15 protein-coding genes are annotated in these 19623 nt (G+C 55.7%); 2 read left to right on the plus strand and 13 right to left on the minus strand.

Translation table 11 applies throughout. The features are described 5' to 3' along the window. Window positions 1-143: 143 nt before the first annotated feature. Complete coding sequence (locus MJA45_RS23425; RefSeq protein WP_315604311.1) at window positions 144-938, plus strand: SDR family oxidoreductase; 795 nt, start codon at window positions 144-146, stop codon at window positions 936-938. 90 nt (window positions 939-1028) lie between these two features. Here the strand turns inward: MJA45_RS23425 and glgD are convergent, their stop codons facing one another. Further along, window positions 1029-2075 carry a glucose-1-phosphate adenylyltransferase subunit GlgD gene (gene glgD, locus MJA45_RS23430; protein WP_315604312.1) on the minus strand — a complete coding sequence of 349 codons (1047 nt, stop codon included), beginning with the start codon at window positions 2073-2075 and terminating at the stop codon, window positions 1029-1031. 2 nt (window positions 2076-2077) lie between these two features. After that, on the minus strand, window positions 2078-3280 hold the full coding sequence (locus tag MJA45_RS23435) for a glucose-1-phosphate adenylyltransferase (protein ID WP_315604313.1): 1203 nt from the start codon (window positions 3278-3280) through the stop codon (window positions 2078-2080). Window positions 3281-3747: 467 nt separating this feature from the next. Here MJA45_RS23435 and MJA45_RS23440 point away from each other — a divergent pair, with 467 nt between their 5' ends. Continuing rightward, on the plus strand, window positions 3748-5265 hold the full coding sequence (locus tag MJA45_RS23440; protein ID WP_315604314.1) for a hypothetical protein: 1518 nt from the start codon (window positions 3748-3750) through the stop codon (window positions 5263-5265). A 144-nt stretch (window positions 5266-5409) separates the two neighbouring features. Here MJA45_RS23440 and MJA45_RS23445 read toward each other — a convergent pair whose 3' ends face one another. The 11 genes from MJA45_RS23445 to MJA45_RS23495 all read right to left on the minus strand — a co-directional run bounded on the left by MJA45_RS23445 (window position 5410) and on the right by MJA45_RS23495 (window position 19609). Further along, entirely contained in the window at window positions 5410-5955 is a 546-nt protein-coding gene (locus MJA45_RS23445; RefSeq protein WP_315604315.1) for a general stress protein, read from the minus strand. Between the two features lie 430 nt (window positions 5956-6385). Next, on the minus strand, window positions 6386-8461 hold the full coding sequence (locus tag MJA45_RS23450; RefSeq protein WP_315604316.1) for a response regulator: 2076 nt from the start codon (window positions 8459-8461) through the stop codon (window positions 6386-6388). Between the two features lie 95 nt (window positions 8462-8556). Next, window positions 8557-9435 (minus strand): CheR family methyltransferase, encoded by an 879-nt coding sequence (locus MJA45_RS23455; protein WP_407083171.1) that lies wholly within the window; start codon window positions 9433-9435, stop codon window positions 8557-8559. A gap of 28 nt (window positions 9436-9463) precedes the next feature. Beyond that, complete coding sequence (locus MJA45_RS23460) at window positions 9464-13168, minus strand: response regulator (protein WP_315604317.1); 3705 nt, start codon at window positions 13166-13168, stop codon at window positions 9464-9466. Window positions 13169-13204: 36 nt separating this feature from the next. Then, entirely contained in the window at window positions 13205-14332 is a 1128-nt protein-coding gene (locus tag MJA45_RS23465) for a SpoIIE family protein phosphatase (protein ID WP_315604318.1), read from the minus strand. A gap of 150 nt (window positions 14333-14482) precedes the next feature. Then, complete coding sequence (gene recQ, locus MJA45_RS23470; RefSeq protein ID WP_315604319.1) at window positions 14483-16261, minus strand: DNA helicase RecQ; 1779 nt, start codon at window positions 16259-16261, stop codon at window positions 14483-14485. A 237-nt stretch (window positions 16262-16498) separates the two neighbouring features. Next, on the minus strand, window positions 16499-16699 hold the full coding sequence (locus MJA45_RS23475; RefSeq protein WP_315604320.1) for a cold-shock protein: 201 nt from the start codon (window positions 16697-16699) through the stop codon (window positions 16499-16501). Between the two features lie 215 nt (window positions 16700-16914). Continuing rightward, window positions 16915-17322 carry a YflT domain-containing protein gene (locus MJA45_RS23480; RefSeq protein WP_315604321.1) on the minus strand — a complete coding sequence of 136 codons (408 nt, stop codon included), beginning with the start codon at window positions 17320-17322 and terminating at the stop codon, window positions 16915-16917. Between the two features lie 125 nt (window positions 17323-17447). Continuing rightward, window positions 17448-18041, minus strand: coding sequence for a hypothetical protein (locus tag MJA45_RS23485; RefSeq protein ID WP_315604322.1), 594 nt, complete (start codon window positions 18039-18041; stop codon window positions 17448-17450). A 112-nt stretch (window positions 18042-18153) separates the two neighbouring features. Then, entirely contained in the window at window positions 18154-18963 is an 810-nt protein-coding gene (locus MJA45_RS23490) for a phosphotransferase family protein (protein WP_315604323.1), read from the minus strand. Window positions 18964-19207: 244 nt separating this feature from the next. Next, window positions 19208-19609 carry a DUF1761 domain-containing protein gene (locus MJA45_RS23495; RefSeq protein WP_315604324.1) on the minus strand — a complete coding sequence of 134 codons (402 nt, stop codon included), beginning with the start codon at window positions 19607-19609 and terminating at the stop codon, window positions 19208-19210. Window positions 19610-19623: the final 14 nt, after the last annotated feature.

Here is a 19623-nt window from a genome sequence, read left to right on the forward strand (position 1 = left end):
TTTGCCTTATGAATGATTAACCTTTTTAAGGTTCTCTGAACCAGGCGGGAGCGCTTTTTTTCCTAATTCCGGAGTGATCCGGGCCGCATCGGGTTACACTAACCTGCAGCACAAGCGAGCTTACCAGAAAGGATGAAAGAAGGATGAATGCTGCTAAACGCGTAGAAGGCAAGGTGGCGGTCGTAACCGGCGGAGGGTCGGGGATCGGACGGGCCGCGGCCCTTAAGCTGGCGGCCCATGGAGCCAAGGTGTGTCTCGTGGACCGCGTCATGGAGAATGCCGAGAAGGTTCAGCGCCAAATCGAGCAGGCGGGCGGAACCGCTCACGCGGTCGAGGTTGACGTCGCCAAGCCGGACCAGCTGGATAAGGCCATCCAGGATACGGTCGACCGCTGGGGCCGGCTGGACATTGTGTTTGCCAATGCGGGGATTAACGGGACCATCGGACCGATTGAGAATATGACGGAGAACGATTGGAACAGCACGATCGATATTAACCTGAAAGGGACCTACTTCACGGTCCGTCATGCCATACCCCACTTGAAGGACAAGGGCGGAAGCATTATCATCACGAGCTCGATTAACGGCAACCGGGTGTTCTCCAATTTCGGGTTCAGCATATACAGCACCAGTAAAGCCGGGCAGGTGGCGTTCATGCAGATGGCTGCCCTGGAGCTCGCACAGTACAAGGTCCGCGTCAACGCCATATGCCCGGGGGCCATCGCCACCAACATCGGGAAGAATACCCACCCTACCCCCGATTTGAAGGAAATCCAGATCCCCGTGGAGTTCCCCGAGGGAGATCAGCCCCTGCAGGAAGGGCCCGGCTCGGCGGAGCAGGTAGCCGATCTTGTGCTGTTTCTGGCTTCGGACGAATCGTTCCACATTACCGGTACCTCCGTTTATATCGACGGCGGGGAGTCCCTTCTGCATGGGTAAGAGGGTTTCCCCCTCTTCAACGTCCAATAAAGACGCCTCCTTATGATTCGCGCAGGATGGCGTCTTTTGGACATTCTTTTCTCCCGCTGCTCAGCTGCATGCAAAGAAAGGGCTTCCGGGCGTGCCGGCGATCCTCCTTCCCCGTTCCACATGGGTCCGCTGTTCCAGGATCACATTCTCCAGATACGAGTGGGGCTGAATGACGCATTGGTCTAGAATGATGCTGTTGCGGATCACCGCCCCTTCTCCCACCTTCACGCCCGAATGAAGAATGCTGCTCTCCACCTGCCCTTCAATGATACATCCTCCTCCGACCAGGGAGTAGCGTACGGCAGGCCGTCCCCGATAATGGGCAGGCGGGCAATCCCCTGCCTTGGTTCGAATGGGAACAGGACCGCCGAACAGCCGGTTCCAGGCCAGCCGGTCGAGCAGGGAGAGGCTTTCCCGGTGATAGGCAGCTTCGGAATCAATGGACGGCCGTAAGCCTTTCATGGGGTAAGCGCATACATTTAGCTTGGCGAGCCTATGGAGAACGGCATCGCGAAGCGTCTCTTCCCGTCCGTTCCCATAAGCCTCCTGCACCAGCTCTATAAATAGCGACCGTTTCATAAGCATCACGCCCGTCAGCCGCTCCTCCTCTTCCTGCACCCGGAAAGGTTCTCCCTCCCCGTCTGCCTCCTCCTCCATCCGGTACAGAACCGTAATGTCGGCATCCGCGCGCCCATGCGAGGTAATCATAGGCCGGAAGTCGAGACTGCCGATCTCGCCGCCGGACGCAATCAAGACAAGCGGCTGCGGGGCATCCTGCCAATGCTTCAGATGGCTGTGAAACCGGGCCACTTCGTGACGGGCGGTATCCCATTCCCCGTTAACCGGAGGAAGAAGGGCAATCCCACCTCTTTTGCGTCCGAAGCCCCAATCCATTCCGTTGGCCAGATGATCCATCAAGGCAAGCGGATTCGGTCCCGCCATGACAAAAACCCGGGAAATTCCCGAGTGAGCCATGGAGGAAAGCATAAAATCAATAAGCCGGTAATGCCCGGCAAAAGGAACCGCCGAAAGACAGCGAGAACGGGTCAGCCCGTTAAGGCCGTCCCGTTCTTTGTATCCGTTTAGGATTCCCAAAATATCGTTCACGGTTACCCGATCCTTTCCAGTAGACGCTGGTTGCGGCCGGCGAAAATTTTCGGCATTTTGTCGGAGGTGTCTTTGTACACCACTTCCTTCTCGCCGATAACGGTAATTTCCTTGCCTTCCAGATCTCCCACCACGGCACCGTCCCGTATGACCGTGCCTTCTCCGATAATCGCTTTGGAAAGAATGACGTTCTTGCCGATGACGACATTGGGCATAATGATGCTGTCCCGGATAATACTTCCTTCTCCGATCTCCACCCCCTGGAAGACGACCGAGCGGTCGACCTCTCCGTAAACCTGACAGCCGTCATTGATCATGGACTGCCGGATGGAGGCGGTGGGCGCAATGAATTGCGGTCCAGGGCTTTGGCAGTTGGTGTAAAGCGGCCAGTCCGGGTGGTTCAGCGGGAAGCCGTTATCCGTGTCCAGCAGGTCCATGTGCGCTTCCCAGAGGCTATCTATTGTGCCGACATCCTTCCAGTAGCCCTGGAACGGATAAGCGAACAGCTTGGCTCCGTGCTCAATCATGGCCGGAATAATATTTTTACCGAAATCGTTGCTCGACTCCGGTGTGTTGTCATCTCTAAGGAGAAAAGCCTTCAGAACATCCCAGTTGAAGATGTAAATGCCCATGGAGGCCAAGTTGCTTTCCGGCTCGGCCGGCTTCTCCACGAATTCCGTTACTCTGTGCTGGCCGTCTGTGTTGAGGATACCGAATCGGCTGGCTTCCTCCCACTTGACCTCGATAACAGAAATGGTCGCATCCGCTTTACTGCTTTTATGGAAATCCAGCATTTTCCGGTAATCCATGTTGTAAATATGATCTCCGGATATGATAAGTACGTACTGGGGGTTATACTGCTCCAAATAATTCAGGTTCTGATAAACGGCGTTGGCCGTTCCCGTGTAGAATCGGGTTTCCTTCTGGTCGGTGTAAGGGGCAAGCAGGGACACTCCCCCGTCGGGACGGTTCAAATCCCACGGGCTCCCGTTCCCGATATGCTGATTCAGCGCCATCGGCTGGTATTGGGTGAGCACGCCGACCGTGTCAATTCCGGAATTGACGCAGTTGCTGAGAGTAAAATCAATGATCCTGTACTTGCCTCCGAAATGGACAGCCGGCTTTGCGATATTCGTCGTCAGGACACCGAGCCTTTTGCCCTCTCCGCCTGCTAACAACATAGCCACGCACTCCGTTTGTTTCATAAGCTTTATCACCTTTCATCTATATGTTATAGGAGTAATGTCTGGGTGAACTTCCGCATGAAGGACGGCGATGAAGGTTTTACACGTGTACGGATTGAGTCCGCTGATTGGCGTGCGTTCTGTTTCCCGTCTGATGTCTCCATTCATCTTGATAAAAGCCAACTCCGCCTCCCTTCCTGAAGACTCGTACATTGTTTTTAACCGCGGCCCGGTGGGTTGAATCAGAAAAATAGTAAAATTTACAAAAGGATTTGTACAAAGTCACCGTATAGACATAATCCGTCATCCTTCTTCAAGGTTCGACCGAATCCGTGCATCTTCTATGTAGGTTTTCCGCTTTGGGGCAAAAGGATTAGCTCTCAAAGCCGCAGGGGATTAGTGAATTGCTTCCTGTCGCAGCGCTTCTTGTTTATCCGGTACCCCCTTCGGTTAAAAATAGGATGACTTTGGCTGAAGGAGGGGATCCGATGGAAAGGGATAAAGGCAACGAAGCAAGCGGGAATCCCGAATCAGGGCTTGCCGGCGGGTGGTCCTATACAGAAGAGGAGAACCGCCGGGAACGGCTGGAGAACCTGGAGGAACTGGAGTGGCTGCTTGGGGAATGCGGGCACAAGGCGGAGCTCGCCGGCCGGAGCGTGCCCGCGGAGCTTCTTCCGGCTGCTTTTTACCGGGAGGCTCTGGAGGGGAGAAGAAACCGGCTGGACCAGCTGCGGGCGGACCCCGCCGGGTACCGGGCGGAAGATTTCCTTAGGATCAAGTATGAGCTTCGGCTCTTACTCAAACAGCTGGCCGGCCTGTTATCCTGCAGCGATTGGCCCTCTCCCTCCTTAACGAGGAGCCCGGTCAAGGAGCAGGGGATAAACCAGGCCGAGGAACAAAATTCGTATTTCCGGACAGACGGGAGTTCCTTGATCGAGGCCTATGAGACGGCCTTTCTCCAGGAATATTACCCCATGTCCGAAGGGGCGCGAAGCCGCGCCCAGGCCTGCTTGACGAGCTCGGGCATGAAGGCGCTGGAGGTGGCTCTTCTGCTCTTCCGGACCATGACGGATCGTCCGCTGCCCTTGTACCATCAGGTCGGGTATTATTATGAAGGGATTACCCTGATCCGTGACCTGTACCCGGATGCCCGGGCCGTTACGGTGGAGGACATCTATGCCATGCTGGACCGGGGAGAAGAGATGGGCTGCCTGCTCCTGGAGCCCGGTTTGACCTGGCCCGTTCACGAAGGGATCGATCTTGATCTCCTCTTCCGTAAGCTGGAACGCCACCGGCAGAGCGCTCCTCTCTTTCTGATCATCGACCGGACGCTGACAGGCATGGCCAACCCTTTCTTCGAACGGTATGCCGACCGGATGCCCGGCCATGTCGTGCTGGTTTCCATTGAGAGCGGGATCAAGTATTGGCAGCTTGGCCTGGAGCTCACCAATCTGGGCTTTCTGGTGCTGAGCGGGGAACCCGTCGCCCATCCCGAAACCGAGGAGCGGCTCACCCACTTGATGGGAGTGTTAACCGGCGTGCCGGATCCTGCCTTGGTGTGGCGGCTGCCCCGCCCTTCCCGCTCCGTTCTCGAAAGACGGATGGAGCGGCTCGCCCGGAATACGAATGTCCTCTATTCGTTTCTCCAGGAACGCATGAAGGAGGGTCGGGTAAGCCGCCTGTATCACTCCGTCCAGGCTGGCCAGGGGCTCCGGGCAGGCCGCGAGCCGTGGATGGGCTCCCTTCTGTACGTGCAGCTTCCGGGAGTGGTTCATTACCACGAGTACGAGGAGCTCGCCAAGCATTGGGCCGAGACCGCGGAGCCCGCCCTGTGCATACACCAGGGAGGCAGCTTCGGTTTCGATACTATGAGGCTGGCCGCCGTGGAGGAATCCCCCGAACGGGGGTTCAACAGCGCCCTCCGCCTGTCGGTCGGCCGGGATACCGCGGAGGAGCTGGCGGCCAAGCTTGTCTGGCTGGACCGTATGCTGCCCCCGGGGCGGTAAGAACAGCCAATAGAAACAACAAAGAAGCTGTCCTTTCGGTAGATGATCTACCTTCGGGACAGCTTCTGTTCATTTGTTAGTTACGCGGCTGCTTCCTAGGCGGAAGAAGGCCCGCTCCTCCTGGACTCCGTAGAGGCCTGGAGATTAGTCTAAGCGGTTAGGGTTCACGTCCGAGCCGTACGAGCTTCCGTAGGTGCTCGCATTCAGCGAGTTGTTGGTACGGAAGGTATCATAGGCATACCGGTCGCGATCCACGTGGGAATTGACCAGAACCAGAATATTGCCCTGGTCCACATAGTCGTTGTAACGGTGCGCTTCCTCTTCGGACATGCCCATCCCGATCAGGCCGCCGACCAATCCGCCGGCTCCGGCTCCTACCGCCGCACCCGTCAAGGTGGCGACAATCGGACCGGCCGCAATAATCGGGCCTACTCCGGGAATCGCCAGGGCGCCCAGACCCGCCAGCAGGCCGGTCACCCCGCCCAGCACTCCGCCGGTAGCCGCACCGGTGGCCAGCCCTTCCGGAGCCTTGGTGCCGGTCTCATCGGAGATGTCGGAGACGTCGTCTTTGTTTTTGGCAATGACGGAAATCTCATCCGAGCTGTAGCCTTGGCGCTTGAGGTCTTCAATGGCTTTAATCGCTTCCTGTTCCGAGTGAAACACGCCTACGATTTTCTTTTCTTGTTCCATGTTATAAAACCTCCCTAAGTGGTTTGGGCCGAACCCGGGATAGCCGGGGCCGCTTATGATGATTGGCTGCCGGTTGGGGACAGCCACCGTTGTGCTATCATTTTATTACCCAACCCCTTCCCCGTTTAAACAAGCTCCGGCCGATGCGCGGCTGGTAATATTCAAGCCTGCCGTCCCTTCCCCTAATCCGTTCGCCACGTCTGATGATCGTCCCGGCCGCGGAGATTCTGCTCCTCTTTCGGGTAAGCGCAGCAAGCTGACTTCACGCCGAAAAAGGGCCCTCCGGTCCGAACCCGGGTTTCCCCGGCCTCCGAACCCAGAGGGCCCTATCGGAAGGCTCACCCGCCTTCTTGGCCTTATCCTGCTTCTCTCCCGCCCACCGGTCCTTCCCAACCGAATTCATGCCTGACGGGCGGCCTTAGCCTTCCGGTCAGGCTTCCTTGGTCCGGCCGGCTGTCAGCTTCTCGTATTCCTGCTCGAGCTTCTGGCGGAATTGATCGATTTTGATCGGTTTGCCGATGAAGTCATCCATGCCGATGGAGAGGCACTTGTCCTTCTCTTCCTTCAGGACGTTAGCCGTCATGGCGATGATAACCGGCCGGCGGGAGGCCGGCAGCTTGGCGATGATCTGCCGGGCGGCCTCCTTGCCGTCCATCTCCGGCATCTGGATATCCATCAGCACAAGATCGAAGCTCTTCTTCAGAGCGAGCTCCACCGCGCTCTTCCCGTCCGGAGCTACCTCGGCCTCGTGCCCGAGGCTTTCGAGGATGCGGGTAAGGAGCTTCTGGTTGGTGGCGTTGTCCTCGCACACGAGAACATGCAGCGGACGCCTCTCTTTCGAAGCCCGCCCGGCGTCGTTCCCCATGTCGGGAGCCGCATTCGCCTTCTGCCGGGCAAGCAGCTCCTCCAGCTCCTCAGGGCAGCGGCCGGCCTTGATCGTAAAGACGAACGTGGCTCCGGCTTCCGCCGTCCGGTCGACGCGGATCCCGCCGTCCATCAGCTCCACGAGCGTCTTGCAGATGGCAAGCCCAAGGCCCGTTCCGCCGTATTTGCGCGTGGTCGAGGAATCCAGCTGGGAGAACGGCTTGAACAGCTGTTCAAGCTTATCGTCCGGGATGCCGATGCCCGTATCCTTCACGGCAAACTCGATGTCGATGCTGTCCTTGCTTTCCCCCAGCTTGCTGACGACCACATAAATGCCGCCGTGCTCCGTAAACTTAACGGCATTGCCTACAAGGTTGATCAGAATCTGGCGAAGGCGGGTCACATCGCCGGTAATGTAAGCGGGAAGCTCGGGATCGAGATAATAAGCCATTTCGAGGTCAATCCGGCGCGATTTGGCGGTAAACAGGTCGAAGGTCTCCGCCACGCAGGCCTCGAGGCTGAACGGCTCGTTCTCGAGCTCCATTTTACCCGACTCAATCTTGGAGAAGTCCAGAATGTCGTTGATAACCGACAGCAGGGCGTCTCCGCTCTTGCGGATGACCTCCGCGAGCTCCTTCTGCTCTTCGGTAAGGGGGGTCTCGAGAAGCAGATCCGTCATCCCGATGACTCCGTTCATCGGCGTACGGATTTCGTGGCTCATCATGGCGAGGAACTCCGTCTTGACCTTGGAGGCGATCTCCGCCGCTTCCTTCGCCTGAATCAGCTCCTGCTCCGCCTTCTTGCGCTCGGTGATGTCGCTGACGGTACAGGCAAACAGATGATCCTCGCCGATATACGACTCCCCGATCTGAATCTCGGCCGGGAAGAGGGTCCCGTCCTTGCGCCGCGGCGCAATCTCCGTGATTTTGCCGAACATGTACTTGTCCTGGCCCGCTTGAGCCGCCGCCGGATTCTCCATTTCGGAAATCGTCGGGATCAGAAGCTCGATGCTGTTGCCGAGCAGCTCCTCTTCTTTGTACCCGAACATGCCTTCCGCCGCCGGGTTCACGGTCAGGATTGTCCCTTCGTTATCGAAGGTGATCATCGTATCGATGGACGTTTCCCGGATCACCCGCGCCTGGGCTTCGGCTTTGGACAAGTTAAGGGCCGTCTGCAGCAGCTCCTGGTTCGCTTTCTCCAGCTGGCTCGTCTGCTCGTGGAGAAGCTCGGTCTGGTGCTGGAGGGTCTTGTTCGTTATATAAAGACTGACGAAGCCTTCTATTTTCGATTTAAGGGTTTGCGGAATGAACGGCTTCACCATGTAGTCTATTGCGCCGACGGAATAGCCGGTAAAGAAATGCTCGGTATCCTTGCTGGTGGCGGTAATGAAAATAATCGGGATGTTCTTTGATTTTTCCCTGGCCTTGATGAACCGGGCGGTTTCAAAGCCATCCATTCCCGGCATCTGCACATCGAGAACAATCACGGCAAACTCATACTTGAGCAGGTAGCGAAGCGCTTCTTCCCCGTTGCCGGCCCGAATCAAATTGTAGTTCTCTTCGGCAAGCACCGCTTCGATGGCAAGCAAATTTTCCGGATGGTCGTCCACCAGCAAGATATTGATTGGATATTCCATGTCCATCTTCCTGCTCCCTTGCTGTTTATTTTGAACCGGGCTCCGTGCCGGACGGGGATTCAACCTGCTCCGACAGACCTTCCGCCAAATGACGGATGTCCTTACCTGATTTTGCGGTACAGCTTCTCCCGGCTGTCCAAGGCTTCGTAATCGTCCGCATGATGACTGAAATTGATCGATTCCCGTGTACCCAGGGCCAGGATGCCTAGCGGACTTAAGCTTTCGTAGAAGAGCCGGTGCACTTGATCCTGCAAGGTCTTGTTGAAATAAATGAGCACATTCCGGCAGAAAATAACGTTAAATTCGTTGAAGGACTGATCCGTCACCAGGTTATGCTGGGCGAACACGACGTTGTCGAGAAGGAACCGGTGAAAATGCACTTCTTCGTTCTTCACGGCATAATACTCGGAGAAGCCTCCCGTTCCGCCCGCGAGCAAGTAGTTGCGCGTGTAGTCCTGCATTTTCCGCAGGGGGAATACCGCCTCCCTAGCCCGGTTCAGCACCTCCTCGCTGATGTCGGTGGCGTAGATCCGGGCTTTGTCATACAGCCCTTCCTCATGAAGCAGAATGGCCATGGAGAGCACCTCCTCACCGGTCGAGCAGCCCGCATGCCAAATCCGGATGAACGGATAGGTTCTCAGAACCGGCACCACCAGCTTGCGGAAGGCGAGGAACAGCTCGGGATCGCGGTACATCTCGGTGACGTTGATGATGAGGCTCGAGAGCAGGCTCTCCATGCTGCGGGCATCGTGAAGCACCTTCTCCTGCAGGGCCGATATCGATCCGAGCCTCCAGGCGTTGACCCGGTGCCAGATGCGCCGGCGGATGGAAGGGTAGGCATAATTACGGAAATCGTACCCGTACATGCGGAAAATCCCTTCCAGCAGCAGCTCAATCTCTATACGCTCCCTTTCCTCCTCGCGGGATAAAGGCGCCTCGGCGTCGAAGGATTCCTCCTCCGGACCTCCGACCGGTTCAATGGGATAATCCGTAATAGGAGACACCTCCTTACTTATACAGCCATACCTTAAGCAGGGAAAGCAGCTGATCCGTGTTGATCGGCTTCGTGATGTAATCGGACGCCCCGGCCTCAATGCATTTGTTGCGGTCTTCCTTCATGGCCTTGGCCGTCAGGGCGATGATCGGCAGCCTCTCCAGATCCGGCATGCTACGGATGGCCCGCATCGCTTCGTACCCGTCCATCACAGGCATCATGATGTCCATCAGGATGAGATCGAACGGCTCTTCCTTCTCAATGAGCTGGAGAGCCTCCCTGCCGTTTTCGGCGAAGGTAATGTCCATGTTGTAGTTCTCCAGTATGCTTGAAAGGGCGAAGACATTGCGGATATCGTCATCGACGAGCAGGATTCGCTTGCCGCTGAAGACCGCTTCCTTGCTGTGCAGCTTCTCGAGAATTTCCCGCTTGTCCTCGGGAAGATTGGACTCTACCCGGTGAAGGAACAAAGCGGTCTCGTCGAACAGTCTTTCCGGTGATTTGACGTTCTTGATGATGATGCTTTCGGCATACTTGCGCAAAAGCATCTCTTCCTTGCTGTCGAGCTCGCGGCCCGTATAGATAATGATGGGCAGCTCACGAAGCTGGTAATCGGAACGGATCGTGTTCAGAAGCTCGAAGCCGGAAATATCGGACAAGCCCAAGTCGAGCACCATGCAGTCGAACGGATTCTCCCGAAGCTCGCTTAGGGCCTCTTCCCCGGTGGACACTGCCGTAATAACCAGATCGTCGTGGCCGATCAGCTCGACCAGGCTTTCCCTCAGCGTATCATCGTCCTCGACAAGAAGAAGTCTTTTGCAATCCCGGTTGAAGAATTCCTCGATTCCCGAGAAGGCTTGATCCAGCTGCTCGCGGCTGATCGGCTTCGTCAAGTAGGAGATGGCGCCCCGGGTCAGCCCCTTTTGGGTGTCCTCGGTAACGGACATGACATGAACGGGAATATGACGCGTCTCCATGTTGTGCTTAAGGTGATTGAGAATCGCCCAGCCGTCCATCACCGGAAGCTGAATATCCAGCACGATGGCATCCGGCTTATACGCTTGTGCCAAAGCGAGGCCTTGATCCCCCTGCATCGCCACAATCCCTTTGAAGCCCCGGTCACGGGCCATATCCAGAATGATCTTGGCAAAATTGACGTCATCCTCAATCACGAGAATGACCTTGTCGTTCTCCCGGATGCTGGCCCGGTCATCTTCGATTCCGGAGGGCTCCAGCGCCGCCTTGTCCAGGAGGGAAGGAGATTCGAGTTCCACATCCTCCTCCACGAACGTCTCAAGCAGATCCTGCTCTTCGGGTGCCGTATCCTTCGCATCGGCCGCCGCGGCCACCTCATCGAGCATCCGGTAGACGGAGTCCGCCTTCGTCTCCGGCAGGTAGAGCGTGAAGACGCTGCCCTCGCCGACTACGCTTTCGATACCAATCGTTCCTCCGACCAGCCGGGCCAGTTCCCGGGAAATGGACAGGCCGAGGCCGGTCCCCCCGTACTGTCGGCTTGTCGTTCCGTCGGCCTGCTGGAACGCCTCGAAGATCAGGTCGAGCTTGTCCTCCGGAATGCCGATGCCGGTATCCTTGACCGCGAAGGCGATCACCCGCCGGGAATCGGGGAACTGCTCCCTGAGATCCTCCGGCGTTTCCGTCAGGCCGATCTCCAGGGTAACGCTCCCCTCTTTCGTAAACTTGAAAGCGTTGGAGAGCAGATTCTTGAGAATCTGCTGCACCCGGTGGCTGTCCGTATAGATCGTATCCGGCAGCTCTTCGTCCACCTTCACCTCAAAGGCCACATGGTTCTTGCGGGCGATCGGCTGGAAGCTTCTGCGGACATAATCGAGCATGTCTTTCAGCAGAATATGTTCCAGGTGAATGTCCATCTTGCCCGATTCGACCTTGGAGAGGTCGAGGATTTCATCGATCAGCTTAAGCAGGTCGCTTCCCGAAGCATGAATGGTCTCCGCGAATTCCACCTGCTTCGCCGTTAAATTCTTCGTCTTGTTGTCGGCAAGCAGCTGGGACAAGATCAGCAGGCTGTTAAGCGGCGTCCTCAGCTCGTGCGACATGTTGGCAAGAAATTCGGATTTGTACTTGGAGGACAGGGCGAGCTGCAGCGCCTGGCGCTCGAGGGCCGCCTTCGTCCGTTCGATCTGGCGGTTGATCTGCTCGGTCTCCCAAATTTGCAGTTCCAGCTGCTGGGTTTGGCGGAGCAGCTCCTCGTTCGAATGCTCGAGCTCCCCCTGCTGCCTCTGCAGAAGCTCCTCCGATTGCTTCAAAGACTTCGTCTGGGCTTCGAGCTTCTCGTTCGAGAGGCGAAGCTCCTCCTGCTGGGACATAAGCTCCTCGGACTGGCTCTGAAGCTCTTCCGTCTGGGACTGGGAGATGCGCAGAAGCTCCTCCACCCGGTTGCGGCCGTTGATGCTGTGAATCATGATGGCCAAGGAACCGGCCAGCATCTCAAGCAGGCGGACCTGTTGGTCCGAGTACCGGCGGAAGGAAGCCACCTCCAGAACGGCCACGACTTCCCCTTGATAAATGACCGGATGAACAATCAGGTTCGACGGAATCGCGTCGCCGATCCCCGAGCCTACCTTGATGTAATCGGGAGGCAGCTCCTGAAGGTGGATGACGTCCTTGTCCAGGGCGCTCTGGCCGACAAGCCCCTCTCCCAGGCGGAAGGTTTTGGTCCGTGCCCCGTCGCTGAAGGCATAGGAGCCGTACAAGCTCAGCTGGGCCCGCTTGCCCTCGTCCTCCTTCACATACAGAGCACCGAAGCTCGCTCCCACCATAGGCGTTACTTCCCCGATGAAGGTCTGTGCCACCTGGTGCAGATCCGTCATCCCCTGAAGCATGGTTGTTACTTCGGCCATGTTGGAATTGAGCCAATTCTCCTCATCCCTGGCCTTGTTCAGCTCCTGCTCCCGTTCCGTCTTGTCCATCAGGTCGAGGGCGACGTTCTGGAAGGCAGCCGCCACTTCCCCGATTTCATCCTTCAGGCGGATCTCGATTCGCTTGCGGCGGTCCATCGTCCCTCCCGCAAAGCTGCTGATCATGCCGGAAACGAGGTTAAGTCCGCCGGTTATGCTGTAGATGATCCAGAACATAATGCCCAAGCCAAGCAGCAGGCCGATTCCGGTTATAACCATGGTGATCATGAGCGTTTGGCTGTTCACCGTATTCATATCGCTTAGCGCTTGGTTCATTCGGGTTTCATGATACGTGGAAAGCTCCTCCAGCCGCTTGGCCAGCTCGTCCCTCGCATTCAGTCCCGAGGCATTGCGGAGTGTCTGGGCCTCGTCGTATTTGCCGGCCCGGATCAGCTCCAGCAGCTGATTCTCATACCTCAGAAACTCCGCGCCCGCGCCATTAACCGCCGAAACGAGCTTGGTCTCCTCCGGATTCGATTCGCTTAACCGCGTAAGCTCCGTAAATTTGTTACCGGCATCCGCTTGAGCCAAGTCCAGCTTCCGCATTTCCTCGACCACGTTCGTATTCTTGTCCGCCGAGACGAGGTTGGCCATATACAAAGCCATGTTGTTCACCTGGAAGCGTGTTCCGTTCGCAAGGGAAACCTTTGTGTAGCGGTTCGTGTAAACGTCGTTCAGGTTTTCCTTAATATTGGACAATCGGTTAATGCCAATCCCGGCCAGGGCGAACATCAAGAAAATCAGAGCCCCGAAGCCAAGAAATAATTTCGTGCGGATTCTCATTTTCCTGCTCCACCCTTCCTTTTTATGGATTTATCGTTATTTGGTGCGGACCATAACCATGCACATGTCGTCATGCTGGTCATCGCGAACGTCCTCGGGCAGAATCCGGTCGATGACATTCATAAGGTTACCGGTATTGTTCGACACAAGCTCCTCCGTCAAATCCTGCCCCATGTCTTCGACCGCCTCCAGAAGCCCGTCCGTAAAGAGAAAAATCCGGATGTTCTCCTTGTACTCGAGCTTCGCTTTGTTGATTTCAATCTGCTCGAAGAAGCCGACGGCGCAGCTCCCTTTATCCAGCTCCACGGTCTCTTCCCCGTCACGGATGACCAAGCCCGGAGGGTGACCGGCGTTGACGTATTCGATGGTCTTGTTCTTCGTATCGATGACGAGATAGATCGCCGTAAAATAGTAATGGATGAAGTGTTCCTGGCTGTAAAGCTGGTTCATGTAGCGGTTAAGCTCGTTAATGACCAGCTCCGGGTCAACCAGACGGGTGATGGTGTCCTGAAGCACCGACGAAATGAACATGCAGACAAGGGAAGACGAAATCCCGTGTCCCATCATATCGAGCAGAATAATGCCGTACCGGTTTTCGTCGATCTTGTACCAGGAATACATGTCACCGGCCAGCTCGAAGGAAGGGTAATAGGTCGCGGCAATGCTGATGGCCTCGTCGTCCAGCGGCTGGCTCAGCACGCTCCGCTGCACCTGCTTGGCCAGATCGAGCTCGTTGCGGATTTTGCGGTCCCGCTCGATATGCCAATCCTTCTCATACTTGAGCCGGAGGGCAACCCGGATGCGGGCCATAAGCTCTACCTTGTTGATCGGCTTCATGACGTAATCGATGGCCCCGACATCCAGCGCTTCCGCCAGCTTGTTCGAGTCGCCGAGTGCCGTCACGATAATAATCGGAATATCCTTCAGCTTCTCTTCCTGCTGAATGCGGCGGCAGGCCTCGAGCCCGTCGATCTCGGGCATCATCATGTCCATCAGGATAAGATCGGCCTGCAGCTCCGGCTGCTCTCCGCTTCCAAGCTTTAGATGATCGAACAGCTCATAAGCGGAGCTGGCCGTAATGCAGTCCGTATAGCCTTCGCTCTTCAATATCTTCTCTATAATAATCAAGTTGACCGGATTGTCGTCCACGATCAGAATGCTCATGGGTTGGCTCCTTCTCTATTGCGACATGGAATCGGTTCATACTTTGCCTTGTGAAAGTTAATAGCGTTAAACACATTCCTTCATTTTAGCCCACGGGCCGGGGGCCTGTCCATGGTGCCGTTCCGTCCAAAACCCTCCTGACGGCCCGGTTCATGCCTCTTCTGCCAGATACTCCTGAATAAGCTCCATGAACAGGACGCCGTAATGGATGAACTTGGTTTCCCCTACTCCCTTAACGGAGAGCATCGACATGCGGTCCGTCGGCCTCATCTCGCTCATCTCGCGCAGGGTGCTGTCCGGAAAGACGACATAAGGAGGCACATTCTCCCGCTGGGAAATTTCCTTGCGGAGCTCCCTCAGGCGCTCGAACAGGCCGTCGTCGCGAACCGGCTCGGGCTTGCGGGAAATGCGCAGCTTCTGCAGAACCGGCTCCTCTCCCTTCAGAACCCGGCTCGCCCTGGCTTGAAGGCGGAGCACCGGGTACTGGCCCTCCGTTAAGGAAATGTAGCCCTCGGCGATAAGGGCGTTGATCAGATCGACAATTTCTTTCTCCGTGTACTGCTTCATGATGCCGTAGGTCGGGAGGCGGTCGAAGCCGAACTGAAGCACTTTTTTGCTCTTGGAGCCCTTCAGCACCTGGCTGACCAGCGTCGAGCCGTACCGTTCCTTCATGCGGTAGATGCAGGAGAAAATCTTCTGGGCGTCCACCGTCAGGTCCGTCACCTGCAGATCGTCGTTGCAGTGCGAGCAGTTCCCGCACTCGTCTGGCGCCTGCTCCCCGAAATACCGCAAAATATGCTGGCGCAGGCAGCGAGGCGTGTGGCAGTAGTCGGTCATCGCCTGAAGCTTCTTGTATTCATTAGCCTTGCGGTCGGGGTCAAGCTGGGTTTGTTCGATCAGAAACTTCTGAATGAGTATATCCTGCGGGCTGAACAGCAGGAGGCATTCTCCCGGCTCTCCGTCGCGGCCCGCCCTCCCCGCTTCCTGGTAATAAGCCTCCATGTTTCTCGGCATATTGTAATGGATAACGTACCGGACATTGGATTTGTCGATGCCCATTCCGAAAGCGTTGCTCGCCACCATGACCCGGATATCGTCGAAGATGAACCGCTCCTGGGCTTCCTTGCGCTCCGTGTCACTTAAGCCGGCGTGATACTTGCCCGCGGCAATTCCCTTCTTGCGGAGAAATTCGTACAGATTGTCAACGTCCTTGCGAGTGGCGGCATAGACGATCCCAGCCTGGTCCTTGTTCTCGTTCACGTAGCGCAGCAGGTAGTCCTTCTTGTTCTCCCCCTTGATGACCGAGAATTTCAGGTTCTCGCGGTTGAAGCCCGTGAGGAAAACCTCGCCGTCGCCGATGCCCAGGTAGGACGTAATGTCCGAGATGACCTCGGGAGTCGCCGTCGCCGTGAAAGCCGCGACCCGCGGGCGGTTCGGCAGCTCGCGCAGCAAGCTCGTGATGGCCCGGTAGCTCGGCCGGAAGTCGTGCCCCCAGCTCGAGATGCAGTGCGCCTCGTCGATCGCCACCATGGCGACGGACAAGTCCTGCAGCATCGAGAGGAACCGGTCCGACTCGAGCCGCTCCGGCGCGATGTAGATCATCTTGTATTCGCCGCGGCCCGCCCGGGCGAGCCGTTTGCTTACCTCGCTTCCCGTCAGGGAGCTGTTGATGAAGGTGGCGGCCACCCCCATGCTCTCGAGCGTGTCAATCTGATCCTTCATCAAGGAGATGAGCGGAGAAATGACGAGCGTCACCCCCGGCAGGAGGAGCGCCGGAATCTGGTAGCAGATCGACTTGCCTCCCCCGGTCGGCATGATGCCGAGCACGTCGGTCCCGTCCAGAATACGGGCGATTATGCTTTCCTGTCCTTCCCGGAAGGACGGGTATCCGTAATATTTTTCCAAAACCTGTCTAGCTTGCTGAAGCACGGCAAATCCCTCGCTTTATGTCTTCCAGAGCGGGACCGCACCGGGTCCCCCTCTCTCCCTCTACTATAGCAAAAACTGACGCCAAAAGGGAGAAAAGCGGCCGAGTCCCGCCGTTCTCCGGAATTTTTCCGGAAGCCCTTCTTCCGTTTGCCAGCGCCCGCTTTCTTTGGATTATCCGGTAAAAACCAAAAAAACTGCCCGTAAGGACAGTTTTATGGGATGGTCCAAAAGGTCAGCTTACAGTTTAACGACATTCTCGGCTTGAGGGCCGCGGTTGCCTTGAACGACATTGAATTGAACCGCTTGGCCTTCGTCCAGCGTCTTGAAGCCTTCGCCTTGGATAGCGCTGAAGTGTACGAATACATCTCCGCCTTCCTCGGTGGAAATGAACCCGAAGCCTTTCTCTGCGTTAAACCATTTCACTGTTCCTGTTTGCATGTGCAATTACCTCGCTTTAATTAAAGTGTTTAATATGTACCCTTTTTACTCCGGCGGACGCGATGCACCTTGGAAGGCAGACCGATCAGCCCAGCATAAAAAATTCACACATTATCGAGAGTGTCATCCGTTACGAGAGAATGAACACCCTTGATAATCCGTGAATCCGGGGTAACTTCCTCATATGGGAATTATTTAGTTGAAGGATTCGTCCCTTAGAGAGGACGGCTGCCCATTGTTTCCAGAGCCGGCGTATACACGATGTTGGGATCGCCCTTCTCATGGTCGAACTTCATGTTGCCGCCCCAGCCGATGACGACGATTCGTCCATGGTCGAGCTCTTTTTCCAGGAGTGCGGCATCCTTCGCGCTGACGCCCAGGGACATCATCTTCGTGCGGAGCTCTTCTCCTCTCGAACGGAACAGGTTGGCCACGGCCGTCAAGAACCCTTCCTCAATGAACCCGATATCCTCGGTCCCGTTGGACTCGTTCAACCGGTCGGTGCTCCGCTCGTCATGAGCGAGAATGTGAATGTTCTCTTTCGCATATCCGTTAAAGGAAAGCTCGGTCACCGCAGAGCGCGCAGCTTCCGCATCGCCGACTGTTCTGACACGGGTTATCATTAACGTCCCTCCTGTCTGATCCGTCACAATATGAATTTACCCACTTGAATTCCAGTTGAAACAGGAGCGAAACTTTTTTTTGAGAATTTTTTAAAAACTTTTTTGGCAGCAGGATATATCTTAGCTTAGTCGACCCGGATCACGATTTCACGGCCCGTCGGTTGGTTCTTGAAGGGTCTGCGGAACTCGCGGAAGGTAAACACCATCCCTTTCAGATCATCGGGCAACGGGGGAGATACAAGGTAGGTATAGATGTAGTGTCCCGAGGTACTCCCTCCCGTCCCCATCCGGCAGTCATAGGCTTCCCCTAAATCCAACTCGAATAGAGCCATTTTCTTTCCCGATTCCCGCTGCTCCTCCCCGTCCATATGGAAGGTAAGGACGCTTGCATTCTGATATTGGCGTACCGAGTTAACGGTATAGAAAAACTCCCCCTCTTCCCATGACTTTAGAACGGGAATGTGCTTCCGGAAGCCGGTAGGCTCGACAACTGGTTTGAAGCTCTCTTCGGTTCCTAGGGAATAAAAAATGGATTTTAAAAAATCCGAATAGAAGCCAAATTCCGCCGCCCACTTCTCTATATACTCGAATGGCGGGTATCCTGGATTGTGGCTTGACAGCTCCTTGCGTTTTTTAAGCAAATGGCATATCTGTTCATCCACGTGGTAAATGCTCTCGTCGTAGTGCTCGGTCGGACGTTCAAACGGCATCCGTTTCATAAAATCCTCCTGACCGACAGGTCTCCACTTCCGTATCCAGGAAAAGGCAACCAGCCTGTTTTACTCTTTTCGACGCGGGATTCCCATTTCCTTTCCAATCCGTAAATTCTTTCTAACCAGAAAACGGCTCACTCACGGACTTCCGCAAAGTACTAATATTTTCCTGAAGGAACGCTAGATTCTTCTCGAGGCCTCTGTTTTTGCACCAAACCACAGCACTGAAAGCATCGTAAAATTCATAAAAGGGCAGCACGGTTTCCAGATTAATCATAAGACGAACGGATTCATACCCTTTTCTGTACGCCAGCTTTGTCCTCGGGTTCACTCTCCAGCTATATCTGTTCATTTTTGTGAAGTCGATTTCCGTGGATCCGCCGCGGGCACTTTCAAAATCAATAAGGCCCACGACCTTGTTACCATCCACCAATAGATTTCCAGGTCTAAAATCCATATGAACAAGGCAAGGCCCGTCGAGTTCCGGCAGCACCGAAAAAACGCCGTCAAAGTGAAGAACAGCTCTCTCATACAATTCGGGATCGAGAATCGTTTTGCCATCCTCCTTCCACTTTTCAAAACTATCTTTGATATGCAGCCGCCAATCCTTATGGTCCAGAAACTTAAAGCCATCCTTTGCATAGTGACCGTATCCTGGAGGATTAACTTCATGAAGCATCGCATGATACATGCCCATCTGATAGGAAAGCTCCTCCGTGACTCCTTCTGTACAGGGCACACCCGGAATGGCGGAAAGAAGCAGCGCTCCCGTCATCTTCTCATCCCCCTCCCAAAAGTCCAATACTTTGGGGACAGGCAGGATGTCCTTCAAGGCTTCCAGTATCTGACGTTCCCGAAACAGTTTATCCTTGTTATAGGGAATTTTCACATAAACCTTTTCTCCGCCGGCAAGGGTAAGCTTGTGCACTTCCGAGCTGAATGATTCGGGCACATCTTCCCTGCTCAAGACATTCAGCCTAAACTTCTCTATGGCGGTTAGAATAGAACGGGACCTCATAGCATTCCTCCGCGATCTAAATCGTTTTTTTTATGAAAATGACATGCCGACCTGCACTCACCTGTAAAAAAACCCGCAAGACCTCCCTGACAGAAGGTTCACGGGTTGATGTCGACCTAAGCTGGAGGTGCTTGATAATCAGTCTCCTAAACGGTTAACGCCACAAAGCAAGAATCGCTCCGGCCAGAACAAGCGTAACCGCATGGTACCCGGCCGTAATCCCAAAGAGGACAAGCCGTCCCCCTTCAAAAAAATAATTCGTACCGATCCGGGCCGACACCAGAACCGCGAGAAGCAGCCCGAGTCCAAGCCCCGACAGAAGGTCGTCGGCTCCGGCTAGCTGTACGAGCAGGGCGCAAACCAGCACGCTGACGACCGCAAGGACCATCGTCCCGACCATCGGGCCGGCGGAGGAGTTCATGTCTTCTTTCTTAAGGCCCCGGTGCTGCATCCAGGCGTTCCCGAGAACGGACGGGGAATACCAGACGAAGCCGACGGCCATCGTGACCAGGACGGTCACCAGCACGGCCCAAGGATTCATGGCGGCGAAATTCAATCGAACGACCTCTT

This window comes from Paenibacillus aurantius (assembly GCF_032268605.1).
Classification (GTDB): Bacteria; Bacillota; Bacilli; order Paenibacillales; family NBRC-103111; genus Paenibacillus_AO; species Paenibacillus_AO aurantius.

Coding starts and splice junctions, on each gene's coding strand:
- MJA45_RS23440 (WP_315604314.1), top strand. CDS start 3,748: ATGGAAAGGGATAAAGGCAACGAAGCAAGCGGGAATCCCGAATCAGGG.
- MJA45_RS23425 (WP_315604311.1), top strand. CDS start 144: ATGAATGCTGCTAAACGCGTAGAAGGCAAGGTGGCGGTCGTAACCGGC.
- MJA45_RS23480 (WP_315604321.1), bottom strand. CDS start 17,322: ATGATAACCCGTGTCAGAACAGTCGGCGATGCGGAAGCTGCGCGCTCT.
- MJA45_RS23475 (WP_315604320.1), bottom strand. CDS start 16,699: ATGCAAACAGGAACAGTGAAATGGTTTAACGCAGAGAAAGGCTTCGGG.
- MJA45_RS23485 (WP_315604322.1), bottom strand. CDS start 18,041: ATGAAACGGATGCCGTTTGAACGTCCGACCGAGCACTACGACGAGAGC.
- MJA45_RS23435 (WP_315604313.1), bottom strand. CDS start 3,280: ATGAAACAAACGGAGTGCGTGGCTATGTTGTTAGCAGGCGGAGAGGGC.
- MJA45_RS23445 (WP_315604315.1), bottom strand. CDS start 5,955: ATGGAACAAGAAAAGAAAATCGTAGGCGTGTTTCACTCGGAACAGGAA.
- MJA45_RS23450 (WP_315604316.1), bottom strand. CDS start 8,461: ATGGACATGGAATATCCAATCAATATCTTGCTGGTGGACGACCATCCG.
- MJA45_RS23465 (WP_315604318.1), bottom strand. CDS start 14,332: ATGAGCATTCTGATCGTGGACGACAATCCGGTCAACTTGATTATTATA.
- MJA45_RS23460 (WP_315604317.1), bottom strand. CDS start 13,168: ATGAGAATCCGCACGAAATTATTTCTTGGCTTCGGGGCTCTGATTTTC.